The following is a 16,212-nucleotide window of genomic DNA, read 5'->3' on the forward strand; positions in this document are numbered from 1 at the left end:
AATTTATAGCTATTTTAGAATGTTATTGATGCGTTGTATGGTGTTGTTGAAAAGCGTTTGTTACTATTCTGTGCGTTATTGCGTAATAACCGCAATAATAAAAGGGAGACATGATGAAGCAGGCATTAAATGTTATTTTCGGGCTTTTGATTTTATGCGTAACCACTCTGGCTAACGCTGAAGTTCGAATTGAAATTACACAAGGGGTAAATACTGCACGCCCTATTGGTGTTGTTCCTTTTAAATGGGAAGGCACAGGTCAAATGCCAGAAGATGTTGCTGGTATAATTGCGGCTGATTTACGAAATAGCGGAAAATTTAATCCGATTGATGTGTCTCGTATACCTCAACAACCAGTTACTGCTTCTGAAGTCCAACCTGCACTTTGGACGGCATTAGGTATTGACTCTGTTGTCGTAGGACGTGTGCAACCATCAGCGGATGGCCAATATTTAGTGAGCTATCAGTTAGTTGATGTTGCTGGCTCTCCAGGTGCGGTTTTATCTCAAAGCGAGTTTAAAGTTCCATCTAAATGGTTACGTTACTCTGCACATACCGCTAGTGATGAAGTTTTTGAAAAACTGACGGGTATTCGTGGTGCATTCCGTACACGTATTGCTTATGTTGTTGTGACAAATGGTGGCGCATATCCTTATGAATTGCGCGTTTCAGATTATGATGGATTTAACCAAGATCGTGTTTATCGTTCATCACAGCCATTAATGTCACCAGCATGGTCACCAGATGGTGCTAAACTTGCATATGTAACCTTTGAAAGTGGTCAATCTGCTTTAGTGGTACAAACATTAGCAACAGGTGAGATTCGCCAAATTGCATCATTCCCAAGACATAATGGTGCACCTTCGTTTTCACCTGATGGCTCTAAACTTGCATTTGCTCTTTCTAAAAGCGGTAGTTTAAATCTGTATGTTATGGATTTAGCAAGTGGGAATATGACACAGGTAACCAATGGTAGAAGTAATAATACTGAGCCATCTTGGATGCCAGATGGGCAGACTTTGGTCTATACTTCAGATCAAGGTGGAAACCCTCAAATTTATAAGGTTAATATTAACGGAGGAACACCAGAGCGTATTACTTGGGAAGGTAGACAAAACCAAAACCCAGCAGTAAGCCCAGACGGTAGTTTCTTAGTTATGGTAAGTTCTGCAAGCGGTAGGCAACATATCGCTAAGCAGGATCTAGAAACTAATTCTGTACAATATCTAACAGATACGTTTCTGGATGAAACGCCAAGCATCGCTCCTAATGGCACAATGGTTATTTATAGCTCTACACAAGGCTTAGGCACCATTTTGCAGCTAGTATCGACAGATGGACGTTTCAAAGCGCGTCTTCCGGCGACTGACGGTCAGGTTAAATCACCTGCCTGGTCACCGTTTATGTGATGCATAAAAATTATGTATGGCAAACAAATAAAGGAACAAATAGAGATGCAATTAAACAAAGTGTTTAAAGGGTTGATGTTAGCATTACCACTCGTTGCTGTTGCAGCATGTAGCTCAAACAAAAACGACGATCAAACTGATACAAACAATGTACCAGTTGTTGAACAAGGTCCTACTGCTGAAGAATTAGCACGTCAGCAATTAGAACAACTGAAACAACAAAACATCGTTTACTTCGGTTTTGACAAATATGACATTAGCTCAGACTACGCTAACCTGTTAGATGCACACGCAGCATTCCTGCGTTCAAATCCATCAGTACGTATCACTGTAGAAGGTCATGCTGACGAACGCGGTACTCCAGAATACAACATCGCTCTGGGCGAACGTCGTGCAAACGCTGTGAAAATGTACCTGCAAGGTAAAGGCGTATCTGCTGATCAACTGTCAATCGTTTCTTACGGTAAAGAAAAACCAGCTGTACTGGGTCATGACGAAGCCGCTTATGCGAAAAACCGTCGTGCAGTACTGGATTACTAAGAGAACGGCATGAACAACAGTAACTTCAGACCTTTCTTGATGAGTCTGTTGTTACTGGTTGGCGTAGCGGCTCCTGTAGCCGCTATTGCCCAAGCGCCAATCAGTAATATCGGTTCAGGTTCGACCGATGAACGACTCGCCCAACTTGAGCGTTTTTCAAATGCTCACAGCCAGCTTTTGACCCAATTACAGCAACAACTCGCTGATTCTCAGCGTGATATTGATATGTTACGTGGTCAAATTCAGGAAAATCAATATCAGTTAAATCAAGTTGTTGAACGCCAACGCAACATCTATCAACAATTAGATAGCCTTGGTGGCGGAGCTTCAACATCAACAGAAGCCACTCAACCTGATAATACTGCTTCTTCAACACCTCCTGCGGCAACTAATTCAGGACAAGGTGATGAGAAGGCCGATTATAATGCAGCAATTGATATCGTATTGAATTCTAAAGATTACGATAAGGCAATTGTTGAATTAAACAACTTTATCAATAACTATCCGAAGTCTAGCTATCAATCAAATGCACAATTTTGGTTGGGTCAGATGTATTATCTAAAAGGTAATAAGGATCAGGCTGCAAGCACATTTGCTATTGTTGTTAAAAACTATCCAAAATCTCAAAAAGCAAGTGAAGCCTTTTATAAAATAGGTTTGATCATGCAAGAGAAAGGGCAAAAGGATAATGCTAAAGCTGTTTACCAACAAGTGATTAAGCAATATCCAAATAGCGCTGGCGCTAAATTAGCGCAAAAGCAGCTAGGAACACTCTAATTATTGACCCCGTAATGTAAAATGTTGCATTTTCGGGGTTAAATGATTGTTTTTTCAGCGGTTGAATGTTTTTTTGAAAAAAAACATTGCACAAAAACATTAAATCAGTATTATTACCCGCCGTTGCCACAGAGAATGTGGCGAGTTCGAAAAAGGGTCGTTAGCTCAGTCGGTAGAGCAGTTGACTTTTAATCAATTGGTCGGGCGTTCGAATCGCCCACGACCCACCATTTTCGAACATCAATCCGTTTTTATTGAAATGGGTCGTTAGCTCAGTCGGTAGAGCAGTTGACTTTTAATCAATTGGTCGGGCGTTCGAATCGCCCACGACCCACCATTTCAATCCCTTCTCCGTATATCTATCATTCCCTAAACAGAACAGTAAACAAACTCTTAGCTATTTTTCTATTTTTTGATAATGCAGTGCATTGTTTTATTAAACAATGAAGATAGTTTTCTCAAAATTGAAAAAACTACCTTGCTTTAATTAACAATCACATTGAAATCAGTAATGACAAACAATCGATGATGTAATCTGGGTGTATTCATTTTCAGTCAAAAATTCATTGTCAATTAGCCAATTACTGACAAGTTCTTGCGTTTTTATCGCAGTATCAATTGGGTGATTTAGCTGTTTTGAAGCATCAAGAAAAAATGCCATCATCACAGAAAGGGCGGCGGCGGCTTCATAAGGGGTACTCATTGCAAGTGTACTTTCTAATGAACGTAATGAATAAAACTTAGGTAGCCACTCTTTTAGGTTTTTTCCTTGATACCACACATCTTGTGTTGATGTTTGTAATGCAACTTGTTCAAGTAAGGCTATCAACCATTCACGCATATCATTCATGCGATAATTAGCAAACCAAAACTCATGGCGTAGAATGGCTACAGCGACTTGTGTGGCTTCAAACCAGAATTCTTGAGCATTACTGTAAGCTTCCTCTTTTGAAAGCATAGGAGGCGTTATAACGCTAATTTCAGGAAGCCCGTCACATAAACCTGTTTTATCAAGTAGGATTTGATATCCACGCTGGTAAACTGGGCTGAGCCCTTCACTTTTCATGTTAAAAATACGTTCAGGCTCTGCCATCATGATATCCATTTTGCGACCTTGAGCTAAAACATGTAAATAAATAGGCCAAAGCTTACCTTTAGGATCTTCACACTCTAATTGTAAGTTAACAAGGTCATCACCAAATTGTGATAACCAATGTCGGTTTTTTGCGAGTTCAGTCGCACCATGACCGATAAGCTCTATATCAATATCAGAATAACTGTCTATCTTTTTATTGCGGCCTAATGATCCTGTTAGTACTACAGCTTCAATTCTAGGATCAAGGAGGGCAAAAGATAGTATGTGATCGATTAAACGTGTTGTTGGCTCCATATTTCTCTCTAGTAAGTAAAACGTATAAAGTTATTTGTCGTTTTTATTGTTTAAAAAGTGAATCAGAATAATTTGTTTAGTATATAAAACATTTATTTGTTATTTTTATTAACTAGCAACATAATATTTAGTATCAAAAACACAGTACTATTATAAATATGAATTTATAATATATCTTTACTACTTTGCAAAGATGTCGCAATAACCCATATTTTCTTTGTTTTTTTCTATGATTAAGTCGGGGTTGTAAAATGGATGTCATGAGTTGGTTTAGTATCAATAATCTTTTAGTCAATATTCCGTTAGGAGAGGGAGGATATCCACTTTCATGGATTGAAGCTGTCGGTACTATTGCTGGACTATTGTGTATTTGGCTTGCCAGTCAGGAAAAAATTATTAACTATTTATTTGGACTGATTAATGTCACCTTATTTGCCATTATATTTTTCCAAATTCAGCTGTATGCAAGCTTATTACTTCAAATTTTCTTCTTCGCAGCCAATATTTATGGATGGTATGCATGGAGCAGAGTGAATGACTTTGAGCAAGCGGAGTTAAGAATACGTTGGTTAAAATCAAGTCATCGTCTCTTTTTAATTGTTGTTTCAATAGCTGCCATTGCCGCTCTTACTTTCAATATTGATACTGTATTTGGCTATTTAGCCGTTGTTGCTGTTGATATATTAAATGTCTTTGGTGCAAATTTAGCTACGCCAGTTCTTGAACCTGATGCATACCCATTCTGGGACTCAGCAATGACAGTGCTTTCTATTGTCGCGATGATCTTAATGACACGAAAACTAGTTGAAAATTGGCTAGTTTGGTCTGTTATTAACGTGATTAGTATTGTTATATTCTACAAACAAGGTGTTTATGCAATGTCTGTTGAATATATCATCTTACTGGCTATCGCGATTAATGGTTCTCGCTTGTGGATCAAAACAGCAAAACGCTCTAGCAGAAATAATTATCTCTCCTAATAAAAAAGGCTGGTAGAGTTATCTTTCTCTCCAGCCTTACTATTCATTGTTTTTATTCTTATTATTAACGCAATTTCGAATCATTATTTTGCTTAAATGCGCTATTTCCATTTATGTTGAAATTTTTAGAAAGGTGACTATAGGTGCTTTAGATTGAAAGGGTGTTTACAGATAGAAAACGAATGGTTAGATTGGAAAAGCAATAATAACATTGACTAGATAACATAGAGTGGATACACGGGAATGAATTATCAAAATGATGACCTTAAAATAACACAAATTAATGAACTCTTACCGCCAGTGGCTTTATTGGAAAAGTTTCCAGCGACTGATAATGCGGCTTTTACAGTTCGTCATGCCCGTGAAGCTATTCATCAAATCCTAGCTGGAAAAGATGATCGTCTATTAGTAGTAATTGGACCTTGTTCTATTCATGATCCGAAAGCTGCGCTGGAGTATGCACAACGTTTAAGTCTTATTAGAGAAGAGCTTAAAGACAAACTTGAAATTGTAATGCGTGTTTATTTTGAAAAACCACGCACAACTGTAGGTTGGAAAGGTTTAATTAATGATCCTCATATGGATCATACTTTTGATATTAATGAAGGTTTACGCATTGCTCGTAATCTTTTATTAACGATTAATGATAGTGGCTTGCCAACGGCTGGCGAGTTCTTAGATATGATAACGCCGCAATACGTTGCTGATTTAATGAGTTGGGGCGCAATTGGCGCTCGTACTACAGAATCACAAGTTCATCGTGAGCTTTCATCTGGCTTATCTTGCCCTGTTGGTTTTAAAAATGGTACAGATGGCACCATTAAAGTGGCGATTGATGCGATTAATGCTGCGGGATCGCCACACTGTTTTCTTTCTGTAACCAAATGGGGACATTCTGCCATTGTGCGCACAGCAGGTAATGGTGATTGCCATATTATTTTACGTGGTGGCAAAGAGCCGAATTACAGTGCTGAACATGTTGCCGCTGTAAAAGAAGGGCTTAAAAAAGCCGGTTTACCACAAAACGTCATGGTAGATTTCAGTCACGCAAATAGTTGCAAGAAATTTGAGAAACAAATGGAAGTTGGTGCTGATATTTGCCAACAAATTAGCGCGGGTGAAAAAGCATTAATTGGCGTTATGATCGAAAGTCATTTAGTGGAAGGTAGCCAATCATTAGAAAGCGGTGAGCCTTTAGTTTATGGCAAAAGCATCACGGATGCATGTATTGGTTGGGATGACACCGAAACGCTATTACGCCAATTAGCAGATGCGGTTGTGGCTCGTCGTAATAAAGCGTAATAATTAAATTTAGAGTATAAAAAATGCCACTTTTACGTGGCATTTTTTTATGTAACTCAAAATAAAATTATTTTGCTTTACCTTGGTTAGCAACAGCGGCTGCTTTTGCTGCGATTTCGTCAGCATTACCTAAGTAGTAACGTTTGATTGGTTTCATGTTTTCATCAAATTCGTAAACTAAAGGTACAGCTGTTGGGATATTCAGCTCAAGAATTTCATCTTCGCTCATGTTGTCTAGGTATTTAACCAGAGCACGCAGTGAGTTACCGTGAGCTGCGATGATAACTTTCTCACCAGAAGCAACACGCGGTTTGATAACTTCTTCCCAGTATGGTGTTACACGGTCGATAGTTAATGCTAGGCTTTCAGTTAATGGCAGTTCTGCCGCAGTTAAAGATGCATAACGTGGATCTTTACCTGGGAAACGTTCATCATCTTTAGTTAATTCTGGTGGAGTGATAGCAAAACCACGACGCCATTGTTTAACTTGCTCGTCACCGTATTTTTCAGCGGTTTCAGCTTTGTTTAAGCCTTGCAGAGCGCCGTAATGACGTTCGTTTAATTTCCAGCTTTTTTCAACTGGCAGCCATTGTTGATCAACTTGATCAAGAATGTTCCACAGGGTGTGAATTGCGCGTTTCAGAACAGAAGTATATGCATAGTCAAAAGCAAAACCTTCAGCTTTCAGCAGTTTACCTGCTTCTTGCGCTTCATTACGGCCTTTTTCGGACAACTCAACGTCAGTCCAGCCTGTAAAACGGTTTTCTTTGTTCCATACACTTTCACCGTGTCGAACTAGCACAAGCTTAGTTACTGCCATAGTTTAGACTCCTATAATTACTTTCTTAATATAAGTTTAAAATTAGCACTTCAATCATTATATGGATCATCGACAAGAACGCCAAACATAAGTGACAAAACAAGGGGGATTAAGTCAAAAATGTCGTTTGTTCGATGAATTATTGCACAGTTGTCACACCTTTTGCTTAATCGTTCAAGCTATTAATCTAGCGGGATCGGCGTGAAAAAACAAAATATCCGTTTTGTATAAAAAATAGACGAAAATGGCGTCCATAAAAACGACACATTTTTTATTTATTATTGTTCAAATAATATGCAAAAAATGTCGATTTAAATAAAAAATTCAGACCTAATTTTAGCGTTAATTTCTAAAATCATTGCCCTGATTATGACAGTAAAAATCCATCTTTAACAAATTTCTTGCTGATAGCGATAAATTTCGCCGTCTTTAATAAAAGTCAATCGATGAGTAATACATAATGGTGCGTCTTCCTGATGGTGACTCACAAATAAAAGCTGTGTATTACTATGGCTTATCATGATATCAATAAAACGCTGTACTAAGAGTCGATTCGTTGTGTCTAATCCTTGCAGTGGCTCATCTAGAATAAGCAAAGTAGGGTGCTTAACTAACGCTCTAACAATTAACACTAAACGTTGTTGTCCCCAAGATAAGGAATGAAATGGATTATTGGCATGGGCTGTTAAACCAATCAATGCTAACCATTCATCAGCGAGTTTAAGCTGTTTATCTGTCATAGCCTGATAAATACCAATGGAGTCATGAAAACCTGAAATAATGACATTTTTTACACTTGAAGAGACGCGATAGCTTTGGTGTAAGGCATTACTGACATAACCGATATGGCGTTTAATTTCCCATACTGTTTCGCCACTTCCTCTTTTACGGCCAAATAACGTTAAGTCATTACTGTAACCTTGAGGGTGATCGCCTGTAATCAAACTTAGCAATGTCGATTTGCCTGCGCCATTAGGGCCTAAGATTTGCCAATGTTGTTGCGGTTTTACTTCCCAAGTTAAATGATAAAGTACAGGTTTGTCGTTATAACTCACTACACCATTTTTTAAAATGATTGGGGAAAGTGTGGGAGATAATTGTGGGATTGCATCTGGCGAGTCTTGTTCAGGTAATGTGAAGCTTTTAAGTGTTTCACTGTGAGATAATTGTGCGATCACTGAATCAGATAAAATCGACTCCTTTTCACCTTTAGCCACTAATTCGCAATGAATAAGTAAACCTGCATGTTGAATAAAATCAGGAATATCATTAAAACGATTTAAAATAAGTACAATCGTCAGATTTTGTTGATGTAATAGTATGAGTAATTCATTTAGTGCACGACGAGAATCAATATCTAGACCATCAAAAGGCTCATCTAAGATTAATAGATCAGGTTCATTCATTAACAGTTGAATAAGCAGTATTTTGCGAGATTCACCAGTAGAAAGATATTTAAAACGTCTTGATAATAAGTATTCAACACCAAATTGTTTTGCTAATAAAAGACACTTATCATTATCTTTTACCTGCATTTGGATAACTTGAGCAACCGTTAAACCTGTGTCGTCTTCACCTTCACTAAGTAAATCTGTGTTATTGCGACGCCACTCTTCTTCGATTATTTTTTGTAATTTTTCAAAAGAGAGGCTTATCGGACGAGTAAAGGTATTAATGAACTCACCTGATAGCAAGACACTTTCTTGACATAATGCGTTTGCTAATGCGCTTTTCCCACTTCCATTACTGCCTACAAATGCCCAACTATCACCTTCATTAATTGTTAAATCATTAATTTGCAAACAGAGTGTATCGCTTAATCGAAATTGTGTTTTTTTGAGTTGCAAGTATTTCATTATTTTTATCCGTCGCTTTTTAGAGCAAGTAGAGTACTTACCAATATCGGGTTAACTAATAATTGTCAATATTTGCTGAATTATTCTTAGGCAAAAAAAGCTTAAGTGTCTTTTAAAAAATGATAACTATTTAGTCAGAAATTTTATGCAATCATATAAAAAATAACTCAAGGATGATTTTTATATGCATAAGTTTAAAAATAAAAAGATTAAACTATTATTATTTCTATTGCTAATATTAGTAAGTAAAATGAGTTTTCCCAATATTAATAATAATGGTGTTGATAAAAATAATTGTTTTTTGATTAATGAAATAAAAATAGAAAATGCTGAGTTATTAAGTGGCAAAAAGCAGAATAAACTAACATCAAAATATCTACATCGATGTTTAACAGTAAATGATATACAGAGTATTGTTAGTGTTATAACAAATGAATATATTAAAAAAGGTTATATCACTTCACAAGCATTTATTTCTCATCAAGATCTCACTAATAGTAAACTTACAATTAAAGTGATAGAGGGAAAAATAAAAGATATTTTTATTGATAATATTTCTTCTCGATTAGTCAATATTATCTTTCCATCGTACAAAGAAAAAAGACTTAATTTACGTGATTTAGAGCATGGGCTTGAACAGCTTAATCGATTAACAACGGCACAATATACATTGGATATTAAACCTAGCGATAGTGTGGGAGATTCTTCTATTTTTATTGTTCAAAACAACAAAAAATTGCCTTTTAAAAATCAATTAACCTTTGATAATTCAGGTACTAAAACAACAGGTAAAACTCTATTAGCCAATACCACAACAATAGATTCGTTATTTGGATTAGGCGAACAATGGAGTTTCTCACTGAGTACAAATACAGATTTATCTCGTTCGCACTATTCTCGCTCTTATTCTGCAAGTGTAAATATTCCTTATGGGTACTGGTTTTATCAGTATCAATTATCTCATAGTCAATCCTCTTATCCTTTCCTCAGTCATAATGTTCAACACGCTTATAAAAACAAAAATAGAGATCAGCAATTTGATATTAGTCGTTTAGTCTATCGTGATAATAAGCAGCGAATAATATTAAAGAGTTCGCTGAAAAATAAAAAAGTAAGGACACAATTAGCACAACAGAAACTACAAATAAATAGCCCCACATTAACCTCTTTATCATTTAGTCCTCAATATAGTTTAACTCTCAAACGAGGATATTTAACGATTAATCCAATGGTAGAAATGGGGCTTTCTTTTTTTGGTGCATCACCTGATTATATTGCTGAAAACTCACCTCGTAGTCATTACCGAAAACTAAGCATAAATTTAAGCTATCAACATTTATTTCTTAACAAATTTTCTTATATTACGTCATTTTATGGGCAATATACGCCAGATAATCTTTATAGTATAGAACGAGTAACAATTGATGGAATAAAAGCAGTCCGTGGATATAAAGAAACAAACCTGAATGCAAATAATGGTTTTTATTGGCGTAATGAAATAAACACACCACAGATAAATTATTTTTTAGGTGATGTTAATTTTATTTTTGCACTTGATTATGGTGTTGCTTATTCAGATAAATATGAAACAAAGAAGAATAAAATAATAGGAAGCGCAATAGGTGTTTCTTTTTATCATTCCATTTTATTTTCTCAGATATTAATGAATAAACCGTTAATTTACCCAAAATCACTAAAACCAGAACACTGGTCATTATTTTGGTCTATTTCTTTGGCTATTTAAAATTTGGAGTTTTTATGGACGAAAAGGATATCTCTCGAAAACAGCGTTTAATTAGTTATAGCATTATTTATTTAACCGCTATTTACCCATTACATCCCGCTTGGAGTTCTATAATTACTCCATCCGATAAAACAATAAAAATAAGTCAGCAAAATACAGTTCCTATTATTAATATTGCAACACCTAATGATATTGGTGTTTCTCATAATCAATTTCATTCTTTTAATGTTGGTAAACAAGGTGTTGTACTTAATAATGCAACAACTCCTGTTAATACACAATTAGCTAAACAAGTGAATGCCAATGCTAATTTAAAAGGTAATGCAGCGCATTTAATTATTAATGAGGTTGTGGGAAATGGATATTCACAGTTATTAGGAAAATTAGAAGTTGCAGGTAAACAGGCGAAAGTGGTTATTGCAAACCCGAATGGTATTACGTGTGATGGCTGTTCGTTTATTAATACCCCGGTAATTACGCTTACGACAGGAAAACCTCAATTTAGCCCTCAAGGTGCCTATTCAGCAATAGAAGTAAAAAAAGGCAGTGTTGTTATTGGTAAACAAGGTATGAATACCGAGCTGCAAAATTATGCTGATATTATTAGTCGTAGTATTGAATTAAATGGAAAAATAAACGCTAAAAATCTTTCTTTAATGCAAGGAAATAACCGTATTGATTTTGAAAAAGGAACGGTAAATAGCCTTAATGGAGAAAGTATAAAACCAACAATATCTATTGATACAAAAGCACTGGGGGGAATGTATGCCAATCAAATACGCCTAGTCAGCACAGAAAAGGGCGTTGGTGTTAATTTAAGTGATATTCAGACAACTCAAAACAGTATGAATTTAACTGTTGATGGAAAAATTACCTTTAATGGCAATATTCAATCTGAACAAGATATTAATGTTAGCAGTAAAGAACTACAAATTAACAGTAATGCAAAGTTAAAAGCAAAAAGGGATATAACTTTAGCAACTCATGCGCTAACTAATCATAGTGAAATTATCTCAGAAAAAGATATGCGTTTATTTGCAGATAAACTCACTAATAAAGGCGAAAAAGCACTTATTCAAGCAAAAGATAATTTATGGATACAAAAAAATGCACAGGGTGATCCCAGTAGTTTAATTGAAAATCAATCCGCCACGATAAAAACAGAAAAGGGTGATTTGATTATTAGAACAAAGAAGTTGGTTAATGAATCTATTACACCTTTATTTAAAGAGATAAAACAAGAGCCTGATTCTAAAAAATTTTACAGTGTTAGAAATCAATTTATTCCACCTTATCCTAGTAGCGGTTTTTTTCAGGGTAATTATGAAGCATATATTATTGCTTACATACCCGAGTTAATAGATGAAAGAAACAAGAAATGGTTTGGTATGGCAAATTTAAATGATGATTATGGTATAAATAGTGAGAGGAAAAAAATAGATTTAATTTCAAGTTATATTGCTTCTAAAATTATCTCTGGTAATAATTTATATATTCAATCCAATAGTATCTCAAATCATCAATCATATATTTTTGCAAATAATAATTCAATTTTAACTGGGAGAGATGCTTATTTTTTAGATTATTCAATAGGGCAATTAGATAAATGGGTGATATATAAAAATAGAGGCGTTTTTCCGGAAATAAATCCACTTTTTGAAATCCCCAATAATCAGGTTGAAAAATCGAAATATAGAAAAGAATATGAATATATACCATATGTTTCCACTGATATTTGTAGTTATGATTTTAAATTTGAAAATAATAATGAACATATCATGGCGAAAGGAAATTTAACTTTAGATTTTAAAAACTCTATAAATATAGAAACTAAAGTACCATTTAAATATTCTAAAATAAAAAGGCTAATAAACAAATTACACTCGGGATATAATATTTTAGCTAGTAATATACTGATTAATTCTGATTCTATTAATATATCATCAAATATAAAATCAAATAATGATCTATCTATTATCTCTAATGATGACATTACAATAAATGATGTACAACTCTCATCTAAAAATTCGTTAAGTTTAATTTCAAATAAAAATATAGAACTTAACCAAGTAGATTTAACTGCAAAAGATAGTGTTGTTCTTGCAAAAAATGGAAATATTAATTATACATTAAACCCCATTTCTGCATTTAATCAAAATAATGTTTTAACTCCTCCTGTTATTAATGTTCCTAATTCTATCTTATTTCAGTCAGGAGGGGATATTACTTTTAATAATATTGAAGTTAATAATTCTAATTCTTTCAATTTAATTTCATCTGGTAATATAAAAATTCAGAGAAATGAATCAGCACTTTTTAAGATATTACCGTATTTCCATTTATATACTCAAGAAACTGCATTATCAAAAACGGAAAGCTGGAAAGCACGAGGTGATATTACATTCACAGCTGGTAAAGATATTATTAGTCAAGGAATAAAATATCATAGTGATAAAGCCATAACCTTTAATGCCGGACAGGATATTTTTCTTTCCTCTAAATCAATAAAAGAAGCCGATCCTTTCTTTAGTGATATTCATTATCCTCAATTACAATCTAAGTTATTTTCAGATAATAACCTTATTTTAAATGCCGCTCGTGATATTGATTTAAGTTCAACAGTATTAAATTCAAAAGATAAAGTCATTGTATTAGCAGGTAGGAATATAAAGCTGGGTGCAAACGCTTATTCTGCTATTAAAGATCCCCATGAAGATGCTCAAGATATTCAGTATGCCACAGCAACGATAACCGGCAATAAATGTATTTCTATTACGCCATCAGGCACTTTAATCACAGAAGGCGGTTCACTTAAATCAGAGGGTGACATTACGATATCCAATGGTGGCAATATTCAATTGGGAGCAGTAAGAACACATTTTCGTAAAGAATCGGGTTCTGAGTTAGAAGATCTTCGTAAACAAATTAGTACTGAAATTAATAGTAGTAATAATTTAACATTATTATCTGAAGGCAGTATTTTATTTCAGGCATCAAAATTAACTGCCAATAAAGAGATTGATATCGCGGCTAAAGGTGGGTTCCTTTACGTGAAAGCGATGGAAGAAATCAGTTATTACAAAGAAGAAAAGAAAAAATGTAATAGGTGGACTTTGTGTATTACTAAAAAGAAATATACGAAAACATTTTATAACACCAATAATAAAGTCACCGAGTTTATTGCAAATAGCAATATTAATTTATTTGCTAAAGATGATATCACTTTAGAAGCTACTAAAATTGATACAGCAAAAAATGCCAAGCTAACAAGTAAAACAGGAAAAGTTAATTTTAAAGCAGTAAAAAACACTGCCTTTAAACAAGTTATTACCAATTCAAAAGATATTTATATTACTCAGCGTGATCAGGGATATACCAAAGGAACATGGGTATTACCTGAACTTTATATTGGCGGAAAGCTTACTATTGATGCCCCAAAAGGCATAACTGCAGATATTAAAGCCCAAAAAGAGCAATCATTAGAACAAGCATTAACTGTTTTAAGTAATACACCAGAATATGCTTGGCTTAAAGATCTCCAACGTCAAGAAAATATTAATTGGAATTTAGTTAAAGACACTTATTCCAATTGGGATGATAAAACTCAGCAATTAAATCCTGTTGTCGGTGCCGTTATTGCCATCGCAGTAGGGGTTGCAACTTACGGTACTGCAACGGCGGCAACCATTGGTGGAATGGCAAGTGAAGCCACCATTGCGGCAGGTGCATCAGCCAGTGTGGCTTCAACGGCATCGGTTGCGGCACAAGCGGGTTTTGCCTCTTTAGTATCTCAAGCTGCAGTCTCTTTAGCTGAGAACAAAGGCAGTATTTATAAAACTATTGAATCCCTCGGCCGTAGTGATACCGCTAAATCTATTGTTACAAGCATGGTGGTGGCAGGGGCATTGCAAGGTCTTGACCTATTTATGGGGTGGGATCAGGCAATCCAAGGAGGAACCTTACCTTCAACAGGTAAGTTACTGCTTACTGATAACGCAACATGGAATCAAGTTGCACAGCGTGTCGCCTCGCATTCAGTTGTTAGCTCAACACTGGGTACTGCCATTCAAGGCGGTAGTTTTATTGATAATTTTAAAACCGCGCTATTAAGCAATATTGGTAGTCAATTCCATGCAGAAGGTGCCAACCTAATTGGTGATAACGGTGCGGTATTAGGGCATGCAGGAAAGGTGTTAAGTCATGCAACATTATCTGGTTTATCTGCCCAAATTAGTGGAGGAAATGTTAAAGGTGCAATTGTTGGCAGTTTAGCTGCTGAAATTGCGGCTATTTCGTTGGGTGATAATACTATTAAGGCTGAGGAGTGGCAGAAAAAATCAGAATCACAAGCTCAATTTGTTAGATTATTTGGTGGCATTGCAGGTGGAATTTTTACTGGTGAGCCAGGTGGTGTATATAGTGGCGCTAGAGGGGCTGAAAATAGTTTCCGTTACAATTATCTCTCTCATCATCAGCAAAAATTAATGGAGAAAGAATTATCTGCTGAAACTAATTATTTTAAAAAGACAGCAATTTATCTTAAATGGCTATCAGCAGATATAGGACAAGATACAGGGTTTAATGCAGGCCTTGTAGCAGGTATACCAACAGGATTGTATGAAACGATTGAAGGGCTCGCTTCTCTTGCTACAAATCCATTAGAAACATACCAAGCTATCAAAGCGGTTATTCAAAGTGATAATGCTTTGGATACATTAACTCAAGCGGTTAAACAATCTTATATCGATCGTATTGAAAAGCTAGAAGCAGAATATCAAAGAGCAGGTGTATCTGGTTCATTTAATGCGGGTGTTGAAAGTGGAAAACTCATTTTTGATCTCGTAGGCTTATTTTCTGGTGGTGTTGGAGTTGCGAAAGGAAGTTCTCAGCTTATAGCTAAGACATCAGCTAAAATAATAGGAAAAACAACAAGAGTTTCATTTCCTGATGGAATAAGTTTCCAAATTGAATTACCAAAACATTTAGCTACAGTAGATAAATTTACTCAGAAAATGGGAATTTCAGGTGGTCATAATGCTAATGTATTTTATAATGTTGTAAAGGATAAAGATTTGAAAATTATAAAAGAGCTCCCAACAAATGTGCGAGGGATAACGTATATTGAATATAAAATACCTGCGAAGCATCCCCAAACCGGAGAAATAACTCATTATAAAGGTAATGGCGCTCAACCTTTTAAAAAAACAATTTATGATCCCAAAGTTTTTTCAGACCAAAAAATACTTGAATTAGGTCAAAAAGCAGCTGCAAATGGATATAAGAATGCGTTAGATAAAAATTTGCAATCTTATGATGCAATATCAGAAGGCATTACTTTTAGAGTATATTTAGATAAAGAAACAAAGATAATTACTAACTTCCATCCTAAGTAGG

At 35.2% G+C, this 16,212-nt stretch carries 10 protein-coding genes and 2 tRNA genes; 9 read left to right on the forward strand and 3 right to left on the reverse strand.

The features are described from left to right. Positions 1–113: 113 nt before the first annotated feature. From tolB to ACNART_RS06655, 5 genes are all read left to right on the forward strand, one after another. Entirely contained in the window at positions 114–1,409 is a 1,296-nt protein-coding gene (gene tolB, locus ACNART_RS06635; protein ID WP_109373960.1) for a Tol-Pal system beta propeller repeat protein TolB, read from the forward strand. A 45-nt stretch (positions 1,410–1,454) separates the two neighbouring features. Continuing rightward, positions 1,455–1,949: a peptidoglycan-associated lipoprotein Pal gene (gene pal, locus ACNART_RS06640; protein WP_100159459.1), complete on the forward strand. Its 495-nt coding sequence runs from the start codon at positions 1,455–1,457 to the stop codon at positions 1,947–1,949. A 9-nt stretch (positions 1,950–1,958) separates the two neighbouring features. After that, positions 1,959–2,726, forward strand: a complete 768-nt coding sequence (gene ybgF / locus ACNART_RS06645) for a tol-pal system protein YbgF (RefSeq protein WP_100159460.1) — start codon at positions 1,959–1,961, stop codon at positions 2,724–2,726. A gap of 154 nt (positions 2,727–2,880) precedes the next feature. Continuing rightward, positions 2,881–2,956, forward strand: a tRNA-Lys gene (locus tag ACNART_RS06650). Positions 2,957–2,987: 31 nt separating this feature from the next. Continuing rightward, positions 2,988–3,063 (forward strand) — tRNA-Lys (locus ACNART_RS06655). 168 nt (positions 3,064–3,231) lie between these two features. Here the strand turns inward: ACNART_RS06655 and ACNART_RS06660 are convergent. Next, positions 3,232–4,116 (reverse strand): aminoglycoside 6-adenylyltransferase, encoded by an 885-nt coding sequence (locus tag ACNART_RS06660; RefSeq protein ID WP_198620418.1) that lies wholly within the window; start codon positions 4,114–4,116, stop codon positions 3,232–3,234. Positions 4,117–4,367: 251 nt separating this feature from the next. Between ACNART_RS06660 and pnuC the strand changes: the two genes are divergently transcribed. Together pnuC and aroG are read left to right on the forward strand one after the other, a co-directional pair. Beyond that, the gene (gene pnuC, locus ACNART_RS06665; protein WP_269812636.1) at positions 4,368–5,096 is read left to right on the forward strand and encodes a nicotinamide riboside transporter PnuC; all 729 of its coding nucleotides are present in this window, start codon (positions 4,368–4,370) and stop codon (positions 5,094–5,096) included. Positions 5,097–5,339: 243 nt separating this feature from the next. Further along, positions 5,340–6,398, forward strand: coding sequence for a 3-deoxy-7-phosphoheptulonate synthase AroG (aroG, locus tag ACNART_RS06670; protein WP_198620419.1), 1,059 nt, complete (start codon positions 5,340–5,342; stop codon positions 6,396–6,398). Between the two features lie 67 nt (positions 6,399–6,465). On the opposite strand, the gene gpmA is transcribed toward aroG, so the two are convergent. Continuing rightward, on the reverse strand, positions 6,466–7,218 hold the full coding sequence (gpmA, locus tag ACNART_RS06675; RefSeq protein WP_099075932.1) for a 2,3-diphosphoglycerate-dependent phosphoglycerate mutase: 753 nt from the start codon (positions 7,216–7,218) through the stop codon (positions 6,466–6,468). Between the two features lie 389 nt (positions 7,219–7,607). Continuing rightward, positions 7,608–9,074 (reverse strand): molybdate ABC transporter ATP-binding protein ModF, encoded by a 1,467-nt coding sequence (gene modF, locus ACNART_RS06680; RefSeq protein WP_368927185.1) that lies wholly within the window; start codon positions 9,072–9,074, stop codon positions 7,608–7,610. A gap of 184 nt (positions 9,075–9,258) precedes the next feature. On the opposite strand from modF, the gene ACNART_RS06685 reads away from it, so the two are divergent. Both ACNART_RS06685 and ACNART_RS06690 read left to right on the forward strand, forming a co-directional pair. Then, on the forward strand, positions 9,259–10,818 hold the full coding sequence (locus ACNART_RS06685; protein WP_368927183.1) for a ShlB/FhaC/HecB family hemolysin secretion/activation protein: 1,560 nt from the start codon (positions 9,259–9,261) through the stop codon (positions 10,816–10,818). A 14-nt stretch (positions 10,819–10,832) separates the two neighbouring features. Beyond that, positions 10,833–16,211, forward strand: coding sequence for a DUF637 domain-containing protein (locus tag ACNART_RS06690; protein ID WP_416303482.1), 5,379 nt, complete (start codon positions 10,833–10,835; stop codon positions 16,209–16,211). The last annotated feature ends 1 nt before the right edge of the window (position 16,212 follow it).

Origin of the sequence: Proteus sp. LHD240705 (genome assembly GCF_047921555.1) — a bacterium.
In the GTDB taxonomy this organism is placed as follows: Bacteria; Pseudomonadota; Gammaproteobacteria; order Enterobacterales; family Enterobacteriaceae; genus Proteus.

Bases quoted from the DNA above. Each gene is read 5' to 3' on its own strand.
- ACNART_RS06660 (WP_198620418.1), bottom strand. From the start codon at position 4,116: ATGGAGCCAACAACACGTTTAATCGATCACATACTATCTTTTGCCCTC.
- ybgF (WP_100159460.1), top strand. From the start codon at position 1,959: ATGAACAACAGTAACTTCAGACCTTTCTTGATGAGTCTGTTGTTACTG.
- pal (WP_100159459.1), top strand. From the start codon at position 1,455: ATGCAATTAAACAAAGTGTTTAAAGGGTTGATGTTAGCATTACCACTC.
- pnuC (WP_269812636.1), top strand. From the start codon at position 4,368: ATGGATGTCATGAGTTGGTTTAGTATCAATAATCTTTTAGTCAATATT.
- ACNART_RS06690 (WP_416303482.1), top strand. From the start codon at position 10,833: ATGGACGAAAAGGATATCTCTCGAAAACAGCGTTTAATTAGTTATAGC.
- gpmA (WP_099075932.1), bottom strand. From the start codon at position 7,218: ATGGCAGTAACTAAGCTTGTGCTAGTTCGACACGGTGAAAGTGTATGG.
- modF (WP_368927185.1), bottom strand. From the start codon at position 9,074: ATGAAATACTTGCAACTCAAAAAAACACAATTTCGATTAAGCGATACA.
- tolB (WP_109373960.1), top strand. From the start codon at position 114: ATGAAGCAGGCATTAAATGTTATTTTCGGGCTTTTGATTTTATGCGTA.
- ACNART_RS06685 (WP_368927183.1), top strand. From the start codon at position 9,259: ATGCATAAGTTTAAAAATAAAAAGATTAAACTATTATTATTTCTATTG.
- aroG (WP_198620419.1), top strand. From the start codon at position 5,340: ATGAATTATCAAAATGATGACCTTAAAATAACACAAATTAATGAACTC.